The sequence below is a fragment of the Arachnia rubra genome (genome assembly GCF_019973735.1).
Taxonomy (GTDB): Bacteria; Actinomycetota; Actinomycetes; order Propionibacteriales; family Propionibacteriaceae; genus Arachnia; species Arachnia rubra.
Genome location: NZ_AP024463.1, coordinates 2,635,613 through 2,648,930, shown reverse-complemented (window position 1 = coordinate 2,648,930; position 13,318 = coordinate 2,635,613). Strand labels below are relative to the sequence as shown.

Sequence of the window (13,318 nt, the reverse complement as noted above, 5' to 3'; positions counted from 1 at the left end):
TCCTGCCGCGTTCCTGCGTTAGATCCAGGTGCCAAACCACATCCGCGCCAGCCACTCAGGGCGGGTCAGCAGCTCGTCCGAGAGGATCGGGTAGATGAACGCGAAGTGCAGGACCACCAGCGCGACGGCGACCCCGGCGAGCACGGCACGGATGCGGCGTCTCGGATGGTGCGCCGGGCCGAGGATCTTTCCCAGAGCCATCGCCAGTCCCGTCACGTAGAACGGCAGCAGCACGATCGCGTAGAAGAAGAACAGCGGACGGTCCGCGTACTGGAACCACGGCAGCCACACCGACAGCACGCCCAGGACGGGGACGGCGAACCGCCAGTCGCGGCGGCCCAGCCACCACCAGATCCCCGCGATCAGAGCGGCAAAGGCCATCCACCACAGGATGGGGGTGCCGATTCCCGAGATCACCCTCAGGCAAGTGGTGCCGTCGGCGGTGCAGCCCTGGTCGCCTGGCTGGATGTCATTCTGGGCGTCGATCCCGATCGGGCGCACCATCACCAGCCAGCCCAGCGGGTGGGCCTCGTAGGGGTGTTCCGCCTTGACCATCATGGTCTCGCCGGTGTGGAACGAGTAGGCGGACACGTGATAGTTCCACAATGCCCCCAGGTCCGGTCCCAGGAACCGCACGACGGGGTCGTCCGGGTGCTTCGCGCCCCAGTCACGCAGGTAGCCGCCCGAGGTCGTCAGCCAGCCCGTCCATGAGGCGAGATAGACGGGGATCGCTAGCACCACCGTCGACAGGAAAGCCATGGGGGCGTCGCTGAGCAGCGACCGCCACAGCCCCAGGACGTGGGCGTACAGGATCAGCCCGCCGACGGCACCGACCAGCAACGCAGCCTGGGGGAAACCGGCGCGGGAACCGATCACGATCGTGGCGCAGATCATCAACGCCGACGCCGTGGCCCAGGTGAGCCAGGTGACGTTCAGCCTGCGGCCCGCGCCGGCGAGGCGGCGGGCACCGATGTCCCAGGCCACCGTCAGGACCCCGAACACGGCGACCACGTAGATGGAGTTCCACTTCACAGCGCAGGCCGCGCCGAACATTACCCCGGCCACGAGCCGCCAGGGCCGCAGCAGGGCAAGCGGACCATACGCGCCCTGCAGGCTTTCCATGTTGTTTGTGCGCAGGTACCGGGCCAGGTGTGAGCGGAACCAGTCCCGGTCGGCGATCAGCGCAGCCACGGCGGCGAGCACGAACGTTGCCTGGAAGATGTCGAGTAGTGCGATCCGGCTCATGGTGAATGCCAGGCCATCGAAGGTGAGCAGCACCCCCGCGATGGCGCCGACCAGCGTCGAACGCGACAGGCGCCGCGCCATCCGCACCGTCAGGAACACCAGCAGCGCCCCGAAGACGCAGGACATGAATCGCCAGCCGAAGGGCGTCATCCCGAAGAAATGCTCACCGATCGCGATCAGCCACTTGCCGAGGGGCGGATGTACCACATAGGCGGGATTGTCCGTGAAGCCACTCAGGTCCCCGGCCGCGATCTTGTCGTCGGTGCCGAACTGCTTGGTGTCCAGCCACTGCCTCTCGTAGCCGGAGTGCAGCAGCCCCCAGGCGTCCTTGGCGTAGTAGGTCTCGTCGAAGACGATCTTCCCGGGAAACCCCAGGTTGTAGATGCGGGTTGCGAAGGCGAAGACCGCGAGACCGACGGCCACCAGCCATCCGGGCAGCCGGTCCCTGAGCTGCCCGTCTTCAAGAGCCTCGATAGTCGTCACCACGCGGACAGTCTAAGAGGTTCCGCGACAAGGTGCTCTGTTGCAAAGGCGGACTGGGGGGCTGGGGAGGCAGGCCAGTGAGTTCACGGCCCTGATGCTGGTGTCGTGTGGCGGAGGCTGGTCAGTGGGAGGCGGTCCCGGGGCGGAGTGGCGGGTAACTGTGTGAAGCGGCGCCTGGGTGTGCCGTGGGCGAGGTCAACGAGGCGAGACGCCGCATCTGGGGTGGGAGAGCAACAGCGAGATTGTGGGGCGACACTAGGCTGGCGGTTATGGATCCGACCCGAGGCGTACTGGTGCTGGCTGCCACCCCTATCGGATCGCATACCCATGCCAGTCCTGCGTTGCGCGAGGCCTTGGTGGCTGCTGATGTGATCGCGGCTGAGGACACTCGCCGCTTAGTGACCTTGTTGCGTCGCCTTGGTGTGGTGACTGGGGCGAGGGTGGTGTCCTACTTCGAGGGCAACGAGGCTGCCCGGACCACGGAGCTGGTGGACGTGATTGCTGCCGGGCAGCGGGTGGTGCTGGTCACCGATGCCGGGATGCCCTCGGTCAGCGACCCGGGATACCGCCTCGTGAGGGCGTGCATCGACCATGACCTGCCGGTCACCGCCGTTCCCGGGCCCTCGGCGGTCCTGACCGCGCTCGCGGTCTCCGGGCTGCCCTGCGACCGGTTCTGCTTCGAGGGGTTCCTGCCCAGGAAACCGGGGGAGCGGCGCGCCCGGCTGGCGGCCCTGGCCGCGGAGGAGCGCACCATGATCCTGTTCGAGGCGCCGCACCGTCTCCACGAGTGGCTGCTGGACGCGGCGGATACCTTCGGCCCGGGGCGGCGCGCGGTGGTGTGCCGGGAATTGACCAAGCCCCATGAGGAGATCGTCCGGGGTTGCCTGGCGGAGTTGGCAGGCTGGACTGCGGACGGGGTCCGGGGTGAGGTGACCGTCGTCGTTGCCGGAGCCGAACCAGTCCGCGCCGGGATGGGGGACGCTCTTGACCTGGTGGCCTCCCGGGTCGCCGATGGTGAGAAACTGTCACAGGCAGTGCGTGCTGTGGCAGACCTGCTCGGGATCTCCCGCAAGGAACTTTACGAGGCCGCCCTGGCGGCCAGGAAGGAGGGCGAATGAGCCTTCCAGAGCATCTCCCGGCTGCTCCTGAGGCGCTTCCTGCGCATGTCATCGACAATCACACCCATCTGGGATCCACCGCCGAGTATTCCGGACTTGAGGTGGCGCAGTCCCTCGATGCGGCCGCGGCCGCCGGGGTGCTGGGTGTGGTCGATGTCGGCTGCGACCTGCCTTCATCGCGCGCCGCCGCTGCCCTGGCGGCTGCCGACCCCAGGGTCCGGGCCGCCGTCGCCATCCACCCGAATGACGCGGCACGCTGCTTCCAGGGCGGCGGCCTGGCGGCCCTCGACGAAGAGCTGGCGGAACTGCCGGCGCTCGCGTCGCTGCCGGGCGTGGTGGCCGTCGGTGAGACCGGGCTGGACTACTACCGCACCCGCGACCCTCAGGGGCAGCAGGCGCAGGCCCACAGCTTCCGCGCCCACATTGCCCTGGCGCGACAGAAGGACCTCACCCTCGTGATCCACGACCGGGACGCCCACGCCGACGTGCTGAGGATCCTCGACTCCGGGGAGCGCCCCGGGAGGGTCGTGATGCACTGCTTCTCCGGGGACGCCGGCTTCGCCCGGGAGTGCGTGGACCGTGGCTTCTGGCTGTCGTACCCGGGGGTGGTGACCTTCGGATCGGCGGGGCCGCTGCGGGAGGCCGCGAAGGCGACACCTCTGGACCGCATTCTCGTGGAGACCGACGCGCCCTATCTCACGCCGAAACCGCAGCGCGGCAAGCCGAACGCGCCCTACCTGCTACCCCATACGGTCGTATTCCTGGCTGATCTGCTGGACGCCGACCTGGCCGGCTTCTGCCGCCAGGTGAGGGCCAACACCGAGGCGGCCTACGCCACGAGCTGGGGCGGCGATGCCTGAGACCGGCCTGCTGGATCCCAGCTCGGCACGCCGGATCGCTGCTGGGCTGGACCTGCGGCCCACCAAACAGCGCGGCCAGAACTTCGTCGTCGACGCCAACACGGTGCGCCGCATCGTTGCCCTGTCTGGCATTGGACCTGATGACGTCGTCCTGGAGATCGGCCCTGGGCTGGGGTCGCTGACCCTCGGGCTGCTTGAGGTGGCTCGTGCGGTCACCGCCGTCGAGATCGATGACCGCCTGGCCGGCCGTCTGGGGACAACCGTCGCGCAGCGGCTCGGGCCACAGGCCGCGGCGCGGCTGGACGTGGTCGCTGCCGACGCGCTGGCCGTCACCGACCTGCCCGGCCAGGCGCCGACCGCGGTGGTCGCGAACCTGCCGTACAACGTGTCGGTGCCGGTGCTGCTGCATCTGCTTGAGCACTTCCCGTCCTGGCGGCGGGGCCTGGTGATGGTGCAGCTGGAGGTCGCGGACCGGCTGGCCGCGCAGCCCGGCTCCAAGGTCTACGGAGCGCCCAGCGCGAAGCTCGCCTGGTGGGCCTCGGCCACGCGCGCCGGCACTGTGCCCCCGAAGGTCTTCTGGCCGGTGCCCAACGTCGACTCGGGGCTGGTGCGGCTGGAGCGCCACGCCCCACCGGAGACCACGGCGACCCGGCAGCAGGTGTTCGCGGTGATCGACGCGGCCTTCGCGTCGCGCCGCAAGATGCTGCGGGCCGCGTTGTCGGGGCTGTTCGGCGGGTCAGCGGCGGCAGCGGAGGCCATCGAGTCGGCAGGCCTGGACCCGCAGGTCCGGGGCGAGGTCCTCGACGTCGCGGCCTTCGCCGCCATCGCGAGCAGGCTGGCGGATGGAGCCGCCGCGACGCTAGGCCCGGACTGTGGCTGAAGTGCGGGTGCGGGTGCCGGCGAAGGTGAATCTGGCGCTGAACGTTGGGGCCACCGGCCAGGACGGCTATCACGCCCTCGGCACGGTCTTCCAGGCTGTGTCGCTGTTCGACGAGCTGACCGCCCGGCCACTCAGCACCGGGGAAATCCGGCTGAGCTTCCGGGGTGAGGGAGCAGCGGGGCTGCCCACGGACGGCACCAACCTCGTGACCCGCGCCGCCCGGCTACTGGCTAAGACCTGCGGAGCCGAGGGTGCTGGTGCCGACATCCGGATCCACAAGCGCATCCCCATTGCGGGTGGCATGGCCGGAGGATCCGCCGACGCCGCCGCCACCCTCGTCGCCTGCAATCAGCTGTGGGAAACCGGGCTGAGCCTCCAGCAGCTCCATGGCCTCGCAGCCCAGCTCGGCGCCGACGTCCCCTTTCTGCTCCACGGAGGCACCGCACTGGGGGCCGGACGAGGTGAGAAACTGACCCCCGTGGCCGTTGGCGGCACCTTCCGGTGGGTGCTTGCCCTCAGCCACCATGGCTTGTCCACCCCGGCGGTTTTCCGGGAATTCGACCGCATCAGCTCGCCGCAGCCCACCGGCATCGGCCCGGACCTGCTGGCGGCGCTCGCCGACGGCGACGTTCCGCGTCTGGGAAAGCTGCTCAGCAACGACCTGCAGCAGGCTGCGATCAGCCTCCAGCCCGAACTGGCCGAGGTCCTGAGGATGGGACGCGATGCCGGAGCGGCCGGCGCCATCGTCAGTGGCTCCGGCCCGACGATCGCGTTCCTGGCCGGTGAGGCCGGGACATCCGATGCGATCGCTGAGCGGCTGCTGCTGTCCTCCAGGGTCCGTGCTGTCCGCAGGGTCTGTGGCCCAGTGCCTGGGGCTCAGGTGGTGGGGTGAGGAGCCGTGATGGACGAGGTTGACGAGGTGATGGCCGCGTGGCACCGGGAACGTCCCGATCTCGCGACCTCGCCGATGGCGGTGTGGTCGCGGATCCACCGCCTGGCCGCCCTGCTCGACGCAGCCCGCAAACGCTGTTTCGCTGAGCATGGTCTGGACAACTGGGAATTTGACGTCTTGGCCGCCCTGCGGCGGGCTGGGGAGCCCTACCAGCTATCTCCGGGGCAGCTCTTGCATCAGACCCACGTCACCTCCGGCACCATGACCAACCGGGTGGACCGGCTGTGCGACCGTGGACTGGTGACCCGTCATGCCGCACCCAGCGACGGCCGTTCCGTCGTCGTCGGACTCACCGGGGCCGGCAGGCGTGCCGTGGACAATGCCCTGGAGGCCCTGGTCGAATTGGAGGAATCCCTCCTGGCTGGCTGGTCAGCCGGCGAACGGGAATCCCTGGCGGCGATGCTGCGCCGCCTACTGGCGTGAGTCCTTGACCTCCACGAGAAGCCTGGGGCTGGGTGTGAGGTGCGCCATGCCGTTCCAGGCCAGGTTGATCAGGTGCCGCGCCACCACGAGTCGTTCGGGCTCGCGGTCATCCAGCCACTGCTGCCCGGTCATGGCCACCAACCCGACCAGGGCCTGGGCATACAGGTGCGCGTATTGCGGGTCGTGTCCGAGGCGGGGGAACTCGGCGCGCAGGATGTCCTCGACCTGGGTGGCGATCTCGCTGAGGATGGAGGCGAAAGAGCCGGTGGGGTTTGCGAGCGAGGAATCCCGTGAGAGGATGCGGAACCCGTCGGGGCAGCGGTCGATGTAGTCCAGGAGAGCCAGGGCGCCGCGCTCCAGGGTTTCCCGCGGGCCTGCACCTGGCCTGGTGAGGGCGGCGTGGATCTCGGCGTGCAGGGTAGTGGTCTCCTTCTCGACCACAGCTTGGTAGGCGCCGTCCTTGCCTCCGAAATGCTCGTAGACCACAGGCTTTGAGACGCCGGCGCGGGCTGCGATCTCCTCCACCGAGGTCCCCTCGAATCCGCGTTCCGCGAACACCTCCCGGGCGATGGTGAGCAACTGCTCGCGGCGCTGTGCCGAGCTCAGGCGCACCCGGGAACGCCGGGCGCGTGCGCTGGCGGGCATGGACATACCTCCAGTCTCCCGCATCCGCTGGGGGATGCCCAAACAATGACGGGCTTCCGGTTGTGCACGCCTCGGAGAGCTCACCAGGCTTTGTCCTGACGCACCCAGCAGGAGGCCAGGTGATCGTTGACCAGTCCGACGGCCTGCATGGTGGCGTACATCGTCACCGGGCCGACGAAACGGAAGCCCAGGCCCTTCAGCCGCCGGCTGAGGGCCTCGCTCTCCGGTGTGCGGCTGGGGATCTCGTCACGGCTCCTGGGCGCTGCCAATGGTGGGCCAGGGGCATGGTCCGCGAGGATCCCCGCCAGGGTCCCGCCCGCCTCATGCAGTGCCACCAGGGCCTTCGCGTTGCCGACGGCGGCGCGGATCTTCGCCTCGTTCCGGATGATCCTGGCATCGCCCATCAGACGGCCGATGTCCTGCTCGTCGAACTGCGCCACCCGCGCCGGGTCGAATCCCGCGAACACCTCCCGGAAGGCCTCGCGTTTCCGCAGCACTGTGATCCAGCTCAGCCCCGACTGGAAACCCTCCAGGACCAGCCGCTCGAACAGGACCGTCTCCTCGGCGGTATCGGCGATGGGACGTCCCCACTCCGTATCGTGGTAGTGCTCGTACAGCGGGTCCCCGGCTCCGAAACAACGCTCCATGATCCCTCCTTGATCCCTCGTGAAAGATCCGCCCTGGTCATTTTCCATCATGGACGTTGCCGCAACCGGTCCTCCAGGACCGGCCCGGTTCGTGACCGCTGTTGAAAACAGCGCCGCACGGCCGTGAGCAGCTGCAGATCTTCTGAGGCACTCAGCCTGGCCGGGTTTTCCTATACACTTGCCAACTGGCCCGGCAAGGGCCGTTCCCCGGTTGGTCTTCCGGCAGGGCCCGCCTGACTTTGAATCAGGATTAGCGAAGTAGGTTCGACTCCTACCCGGGGAGCCGTCACATCCTGAACAGCAGCGCCCGCACCAGCAGGTAGATCACGAAACCTGCGATGCCGATGAGAGACGTCAGGTTGACTCCCCGTTTGAGCCGCAGGCCCTGTGACGCCACCTGGGCCGGGATCCCAGGGCCGTAGGGCCCGCCAGCCGGCTGCTGCCTGGTGTGCTGGTTGCTGTACCGGCTGACGACGGGATTCAGCGCCCCCAGCACACCGCCGGCGATCATCTCAAGGAGACGCCAGGTCGCCGGGTCGGTCAGATCCTGGGGACTTTGCGTGTAGCAGAACAGCCACTGGTCGACCATCTCGATGTCATAGCTGGCCGGCGCCCTCAGCAAGGCATCCAGTACGTTGGGAGGCAGCAGGTAGAAAGCATCGTGGCCATACCCGCTGGGGGCGTAGAGCTGATAGTGGTCGTCGAATGGCGCTCCGAGGCTTACGCGCTGCGACGAGGCGAAGACCGCGGGAAGGTTCGTGAACCCCCAGTTGTTGTTCGCCTTGGCGTCGAGCAGCAGATGCGGTACGGGCTTCGGCAGCCGGAAGGCAGCGAAATTCCAGTGATGGGTTGTGCTGTTCTTTCCCGAGCCTGTCGTGTACTCGTAGCCGCCGACATCGACCAGCACCCCGGTGGGCGAGTACAAGTGGTTCACCGAAGCTCTGGAGTGCCCCATGTCGAACAGCAGCCCGGGGTACCGCGGGTTAGCCGACTGCAATGCGAAACGCAGGCCGTTCACGTCGGCGAACCGTGCCAGCAAAGCCCAGTTGCGTCTCTTCCGGAAATTTGCCAGCCCGGCCTTGATGAAGACCAGGGCCACGATGGCGAAGACTCCCACGAACGCTGCCGGAATCAGGATCAGCTCGAAGCGAGGCTGAAATCTCTGCGTGATGGACATGTCGCTGATGAAGACCCTCGCCACATTGCTGCCTACGAATATGAAGAGGATGAAGAAGACCATGAAGAAGATCGCGGTTACCGCGATCGTAGACACCTTTGTGTAGCCGAACTCTCCGCTGCGTCGACGCTGCTTCAACACCCGCAACTCCTGCGGAGTGAGCGGGGCCATCAATGGATCCGTGTTGAACCTCACCACTGCCTCAGGGTAACGAGGCAGCGGGTCAGGCGAACCGGACAGCGTCGAGGACCGGGTTGACGCAGGCTCTGGGCTCCCTGACTCCCCGGCTGGTAGTTTTCATACCGTGAGTCCGGGGAGGCCCCGGTGGACACAGCGGGAAGGAAACGGTCTTGACCATCCCTGACAACGATCTGGCTCCCGTCGCGGCGGTCATCGTCCTGGCAGCCGGCGGTGGGACGCGCATGAAGTCGCGTCGCTCCAAACTGCTCCATGAGGTGTGCGGGAAATCGATGCTCAGCTACGCGGTCTCCGCGGCAGCAGCGCTCAACCCACATCATTTCGTGGTCGTGGTGGGGCATCAGCGAGTGGAGGTGATCGAGCATCTCGAATCGCTGAGCCAGAACGTGACCACAGCGGTCCAGGACCAGCAGCTCGGCACCGGCCACGCGGTTTCCTGCGGGCTGGGGCAGCTTCCCGACTTCGATGGCGAGGTGGTCGTCACCTACGGCGACGTGCCATTGCTGACCGGGGACACCCTGCGCCGCCTCGTGTCCATCCACCGCGCCGAGCGCAACGCCGTCACCGTGCTGACCGCCGAGGTGGCGGATCCCGCTGGCTACGGGCGGATCGTGCGCACCGCCGGGAGGGTGACCGGCATCGTCGAGCACCGCGACGCCTCCGACGAGCAGCTTCTCATCCGGGAGATCAACTCCGGGATCTATGTCTTCGACGCCGCCACCCTCCGCGACGGCCTGGCGCACCTGACCACCGACAACTCCCAGGGCGAGCAGTACCTCACCGACGTCCTGCGCTACGCCCACGACCAGGGCCACCCCGTGGGTGCCCTCATCACCGACGATGTGTGGCAGACCGAAGGCGTCAACGACCGCATCCAGCTGGCCCGGATGAGCCAGGAGCTGAACCGCCGCATCCTCGAACACTGGATGCTGGAGGGGGTCACCGTCATCGACCCGCGTAACACCTGGGTGGACGTGGACGTCGACCTCAGCCAGGATGTCACCCTCCTGCCCGGCGTGATCCTGCAGGGAGCCACCACCGTCGCCACCGGAGCCGTGATCGGCCCGGACACCACCCTCCAGGACGTCGAGGTCGGCGAGAACGCCACCGTCACCCGCTCCCACGGATCCTTCGCCATCATCGGGGACGGCGCCAATGTCGGGCCATTCTCATACCTGCGGCCCGGCACCCAGCTGGGTACCGGCGGAAAGATCGGTGCCTTCGTCGAGACCAAGAACGCCGTCATCGGAGAGGGCTCGAAGGTACCGCACCTGAGCTACGTCGGAGACGCGGTGATCGACGACGGCACCAACATCGGGGCCGGCACGATCTTCGCGAACTACGACGGGGTCAACAAATCCACCACCCACATCGGGAATTCCGCTTTCATTGGATCCAACTCGGTGCTGGTGGCGCCCGTCGACATCGCCGACGGCGCTTTCGTGGCGGCCGGATCCGCTGTCACCGATGACGTGCCTGCCGGGGCGCTGGCCGTGGCCCGGGGCCGGCAGCGCAACGTCGACGACTGGGTGGATCAGCGGCGCCCCCACTCCAAGGCCGCGCGGGCCGCCGCCGCGAACGACGGCAGCATCCATCCGTCCGTCGTCGAGTCACGCGCCAAGCAGAAGGATTGAGCATCCCCGCATGAGGAATGAGACCGCGAACAACAAGCACCTGATGCTTTTCTCGGGGCGGGCCTACCCGGAGCTGGCCGAGGAGATCGCCCAGACCCTCGAAACGAACCTGGTGCCGACCCGCGCCCTGGCCTACGCGAACTCCGAGATCTATGTGCGCTTCGAGGAGTCGGTACGTGGCTGTGACGCCTTCGTGATCCAGTCACACACCGCGCCCGTGAACGAGTGGATCATGGAGCAGCTGATCATGGTGGATGCCCTGAAACGCGCCTCCGCGAAGCGGATCACCGTGGTGGCCCCCTTCTACCCGTACGCGCGCCAGGACAAGAAGCACCTCGGGCGGGAGCCCATCTCGGCGCGGCTGGTCGCGGACCTGTACCGGGCCGCCGGCGCCGACCGGATCATGTCGGTGGACCTGCATGCTTCGCAGATCCAGGGATTCTTCGACGGCCCCGTCGACCACCTCTGGGGTCTGCCGGTGCTGAGCGCATACATACGAGACCACTACGACGCCTCACAGATGTGTGTCGTCTCCCCGGACGCGGGGCGAGTCCGGCTGGCCGACATGTGGACGGACGAACTTGGCTGCCCGCTCGCGATCATCCACAAGCGCCGTGACCATGAGAAGGCCAATACGGTCGCCGTGCATGAGGTCGTCGGCGATGTGCAGGGCAAAACCTGCCTGCTCGTCGACGACATGATCGACACTGCTGGAACCATCACCCAGGCGGCCCATGCGCTGCATGAGCGAGGCGCCAACAAGGTCATCTGCGCCGCTACCCACGCTGTGTTCTCAGGACCTGCGGTGGAGCGGCTGAATCAATCGGGCATGGCGGAGATCATCGTGACCAACACGCTGCCGATTCGGACCGCCGAGCCCATCCACAATCTGACGGTGTTGTCAATCGCCCCGCTCATCGCGCGGGCCATCAACGCCGTCTTCCGCGACGGATCGGTGACATCTCTGTTTGGAGGGCAAGCATAAATGAGTGTTCGTGGGGTCAATAAGGTATCGATCATCGGCGCTGGGGCGGTGGGTTCCTCGCTCGCCTACGCCAGTCTGATCCGGGGGGTTGCCCGGCACGTCGTGTTGCACGATATCAACGCGGCGAAGGTTCGCGCCGAGGCGCTCGACCTGGCTCATGGCAGCCAGTTCATGCCGCAGGCGAAGATCGAGGGGTCAGAGGACCCTGAGGTCACCCGGGGATCCGATGTGGTCGTGATTACCGCAGGCGCCAAGCAAAAACCAGGGGAGTCCCGGATGGACCTCGCGGCCTCCACCGTGAACCTGATGAAGAAGGTAATCCCGCCGCTGGTGGAGCGTTCGCCAGAGGCGATTTTCCTCATGGTGACTAATCCCGTGGACGTCACCACCTATGCGGCTCTCAAGATCAGCGGGCTGCCCTCCAATCAGGTATTCGGGTCGGGCACGGTGCTGGATTCCTCTCGGCTGCGTTATCTGGTAGCAGAGGCCTGTGAGGTGGCCGTGGTGAATGTCCATGCATATATCGCGGGTGAGCATGGCGACTCTGAAATCCCGCTGTGGAGCGCTGCCACCATCGGTGGCATTCCGTTGCTGGACTGGGAACGCGAGACCGGGAAACTCGATGAGTCCACTCGCGATGAGATCGCGGACCGCGTGGTGAATGCGGCATACGAGGTGATCGAGGGCAAGGGAGCAACGAACTATGCCATCGGTCTGGCGGCGACGCGGATCATCGAGTCGATCCTGCGCGATGAGCATCGCGTGCTTCCCATTTCGGGACTCGTGGATGACTGGCACGGTATCAAGGACGTCTGTCTTTCCGTGCCCACTATCGTCGACAGTCAGGGCGCTGGGCGTAGCCTCCGGCTGCATCTGACCGATGGTGAACTCGGCTGTATGCATGAATCGGCCGACGCAATTCGGCATACCCTGAATTCACTGGGATTCTGAAACTCCGTGGACTCCCTGCCGGCGTCATTGCCGGCAGGGAATCCACTATTCAGCTGATTTACTAGTGCCGTGTGGTGGGAGTCTGTCAGTGGGAGGCGGTTCCGGAGCGGATGGTTCGCGGGGCAGTCGAGTGAAACGGTACTGCGTACCGTGATGAAGGTGAACGAAGCGAGGCGCCGCATCCGGGGGCCGGAAAACACCGGTGAACTAACGCCACACGACACCTCTAGGCCGTGTTCTCCGCCGGCCGGGGGATAGCGCCGCGCTGGCGGAGCCGGGAGACCACACGGTTGAGCCCGACGGGGGTCAGGCCGAGGTACTGCGCCACTTCGCGTTGTGACAGGCGGGCTGCCAGGCGTGGGTATTCCTGCAGGAATGCCAGGTAGCGTTCCTCGGTGCTCATAGTCAGAAGCTGGTATTCCCGGTGCATGTGATAGGCGACCAGGCGCAGCAATGCGACGGTGGAGAAGCGATGCCATTCGGGATGGCGTTTCCCGAGGGCTGAGAGAAGACGAATCGGGGTGCCGACGATGATGGAATTCTCTTTGGCCAATCCGCGCTGGCGTGCGAGAGCCAGAGGGGACTCCAGTATCTGGTGGTTCGCGGGGAGCCCCAGCAGTTCGCTGAACTCGTGGGGTGTTGTGTTGAGGAAGATATCTCCTTTCTGATGGTAACCCGCGATGTGCGACTTGCCTTTGATGGTGACCATGGCTGTTATGGTGCCGCTGAGTATCAGCCACATCATGGGCTGATTGCCGTTGGGCAGTGGCTGCCCTGAATCAACCTCCATCACGATGGATGAAGCTGCGCACAGGTTCCATCCCGGTATGGGACAACCCACAGCTTCCTCGACTGTGCGGCGGGCAATAGGTTCCCACCGGGTGCCTACTAGATGTGTGGCGCTGGTCATGTTCAGATCTTAACCCCAGTTAACTGATTTTCTCTCCGATAGTTAACTGTATCCGACCGGGTTTTGCCAAACTTTGACAATTCAAAGGGTTAGGTCCGGCGTCGTGCCCGATTCAATCATCTGATTTCCCTGGGGCTGGATGCCGGTGAGGCGGGGTGATACCCCTAGTCCGGCATGGGGGAGGCTAGCACTTTGGTCTGCAAGAGACCG

At 66.3% G+C, this 13,318-nt stretch carries 13 protein-coding genes and 1 tRNA gene; 9 read left to right on the top strand and 5 right to left on the bottom strand.

The features are described from left to right. Window positions 1–18: 18 nt before the first annotated feature. A complete protein-coding gene (locus tag SK1NUM_RS12065) occupies window positions 19–1,731 on the bottom strand; it encodes a dolichyl-phosphate-mannose--protein mannosyltransferase (protein WP_212322314.1) in 1,713 nt (570 codons plus the stop codon). A gap of 266 nt (window positions 1,732–1,997) precedes the next feature. Between SK1NUM_RS12065 and rsmI the strand changes: the two genes are divergently transcribed. From rsmI to SK1NUM_RS12040, 5 genes are read left to right on the top strand one after another with little or no spacing between them, the layout of a single operon-like run. Continuing rightward, window positions 1,998–2,846, top strand: coding sequence for a 16S rRNA (cytidine(1402)-2'-O)-methyltransferase (gene rsmI, locus SK1NUM_RS12060; protein WP_212322310.1), 849 nt, complete (start codon window positions 1,998–2,000; stop codon window positions 2,844–2,846). After that, the gene (locus tag SK1NUM_RS12055) at window positions 2,843–3,706 is read left to right on the top strand and encodes a TatD family hydrolase (RefSeq protein ID WP_212322309.1); all 864 of its coding nucleotides are present in this window, start codon (window positions 2,843–2,845) and stop codon (window positions 3,704–3,706) included. The genes rsmI and SK1NUM_RS12055 overlap by 4 nt, the downstream gene beginning before the upstream one ends. Beyond that, a complete protein-coding gene (gene rsmA / locus SK1NUM_RS12050) occupies window positions 3,699–4,586 on the top strand; it encodes a 16S rRNA (adenine(1518)-N(6)/adenine(1519)-N(6))-dimethyltransferase RsmA (protein WP_212322307.1) in 888 nt (295 codons plus the stop codon). The genes SK1NUM_RS12055 and rsmA overlap by 8 nt, the downstream gene beginning before the upstream one ends. Continuing rightward, entirely contained in the window at window positions 4,579–5,478 is a 900-nt protein-coding gene (locus SK1NUM_RS12045; protein ID WP_212322305.1) for a 4-(cytidine 5'-diphospho)-2-C-methyl-D-erythritol kinase, read from the top strand. Before rsmA ends, SK1NUM_RS12045 begins: the two co-directional genes overlap by 8 nt. A 9-nt stretch (window positions 5,479–5,487) precedes the next feature. Further along, window positions 5,488–5,961 carry a MarR family winged helix-turn-helix transcriptional regulator gene (locus tag SK1NUM_RS12040; protein ID WP_212322303.1) on the top strand — a complete coding sequence of 158 codons (474 nt, stop codon included), beginning with the start codon at window positions 5,488–5,490 and terminating at the stop codon, window positions 5,959–5,961. On the opposite strand, the gene SK1NUM_RS12035 is transcribed toward SK1NUM_RS12040, so the two are convergent. Both SK1NUM_RS12035 and SK1NUM_RS12030 read right to left on the bottom strand, forming a co-directional pair. Continuing rightward, window positions 5,950–6,567: a TetR/AcrR family transcriptional regulator gene (locus SK1NUM_RS12035; RefSeq protein WP_212327782.1), complete on the bottom strand. Its 618-nt coding sequence runs from the start codon at window positions 6,565–6,567 to the stop codon at window positions 5,950–5,952. The genes SK1NUM_RS12040 and SK1NUM_RS12035 overlap by 12 nt on opposite strands. A 119-nt stretch (window positions 6,568–6,686) precedes the next feature. Continuing rightward, the gene (locus SK1NUM_RS12030; protein ID WP_212322301.1) at window positions 6,687–7,253 is read right to left on the bottom strand and encodes a DNA-3-methyladenine glycosylase I; all 567 of its coding nucleotides are present in this window, start codon (window positions 7,251–7,253) and stop codon (window positions 6,687–6,689) included. A 204-nt stretch (window positions 7,254–7,457) separates the two neighbouring features. Here SK1NUM_RS12030 and SK1NUM_RS12025 point away from each other — a divergent pair. Continuing rightward, window positions 7,458–7,536: transfer RNA gene (locus SK1NUM_RS12025), tRNA-Gln, on the top strand. 3 nt (window positions 7,537–7,539) lie between these two features. On the opposite strand, the gene SK1NUM_RS12020 is transcribed toward SK1NUM_RS12025, so the two are convergent. Beyond that, window positions 7,540–8,628 carry a hypothetical protein gene (locus SK1NUM_RS12020; RefSeq protein ID WP_212322299.1) on the bottom strand — a complete coding sequence of 363 codons (1,089 nt, stop codon included), beginning with the start codon at window positions 8,626–8,628 and terminating at the stop codon, window positions 7,540–7,542. Window positions 8,629–8,780: 152 nt separating this feature from the next. On the opposite strand from SK1NUM_RS12020, the gene glmU reads away from it, so the two are divergent. Genes glmU through SK1NUM_RS12005 form a run of 3 tightly spaced genes read left to right on the top strand, consistent with a single transcriptional unit; the run spans window position 8,781 to window position 12,198 of the window. Beyond that, window positions 8,781–10,262 carry a bifunctional UDP-N-acetylglucosamine diphosphorylase/glucosamine-1-phosphate N-acetyltransferase GlmU gene (gene glmU / locus SK1NUM_RS12015; protein ID WP_212322297.1) on the top strand — a complete coding sequence of 494 codons (1,482 nt, stop codon included), beginning with the start codon at window positions 8,781–8,783 and terminating at the stop codon, window positions 10,260–10,262. A 10-nt stretch (window positions 10,263–10,272) separates the two neighbouring features. Beyond that, window positions 10,273–11,247, top strand: coding sequence for a ribose-phosphate diphosphokinase (locus SK1NUM_RS12010; RefSeq protein WP_212322295.1), 975 nt, complete (start codon window positions 10,273–10,275; stop codon window positions 11,245–11,247). Continuing rightward, complete coding sequence (locus SK1NUM_RS12005; protein ID WP_212322293.1) at window positions 11,248–12,198, top strand: L-lactate dehydrogenase; 951 nt, start codon at window positions 11,248–11,250, stop codon at window positions 12,196–12,198. Window positions 12,199–12,424: 226 nt separating this feature from the next. On the opposite strand, the gene SK1NUM_RS12000 is transcribed toward SK1NUM_RS12005, so the two are convergent. Beyond that, window positions 12,425–13,108, bottom strand: a complete 684-nt coding sequence (locus SK1NUM_RS12000; protein ID WP_212322291.1) for a Crp/Fnr family transcriptional regulator — start codon at window positions 13,106–13,108, stop codon at window positions 12,425–12,427. Between the last annotated feature and the right edge of the window lie 210 nt (window positions 13,109–13,318).

Coding starts and splice junctions, on each gene's coding strand:
- rsmI (WP_212322310.1), top strand. CDS start 1,998: ATGGATCCGACCCGAGGCGTACTGGTGCTGGCTGCCACCCCTATCGGA.
- SK1NUM_RS12055 (WP_212322309.1), top strand. CDS start 2,843: ATGAGCCTTCCAGAGCATCTCCCGGCTGCTCCTGAGGCGCTTCCTGCG.
- rsmA (WP_212322307.1), top strand. CDS start 3,699: ATGCCTGAGACCGGCCTGCTGGATCCCAGCTCGGCACGCCGGATCGCT.
- SK1NUM_RS12040 (WP_212322303.1), top strand. CDS start 5,488: ATGGACGAGGTTGACGAGGTGATGGCCGCGTGGCACCGGGAACGTCCC.
- SK1NUM_RS12030 (WP_212322301.1), bottom strand. CDS start 7,253: ATGGAGCGTTGTTTCGGAGCCGGGGACCCGCTGTACGAGCACTACCAC.
- SK1NUM_RS12010 (WP_212322295.1), top strand. CDS start 10,273: ATGAGGAATGAGACCGCGAACAACAAGCACCTGATGCTTTTCTCGGGG.
- SK1NUM_RS12005 (WP_212322293.1), top strand. CDS start 11,248: ATGAGTGTTCGTGGGGTCAATAAGGTATCGATCATCGGCGCTGGGGCG.
- SK1NUM_RS12000 (WP_212322291.1), bottom strand. CDS start 13,108: ATGACCAGCGCCACACATCTAGTAGGCACCCGGTGGGAACCTATTGCC.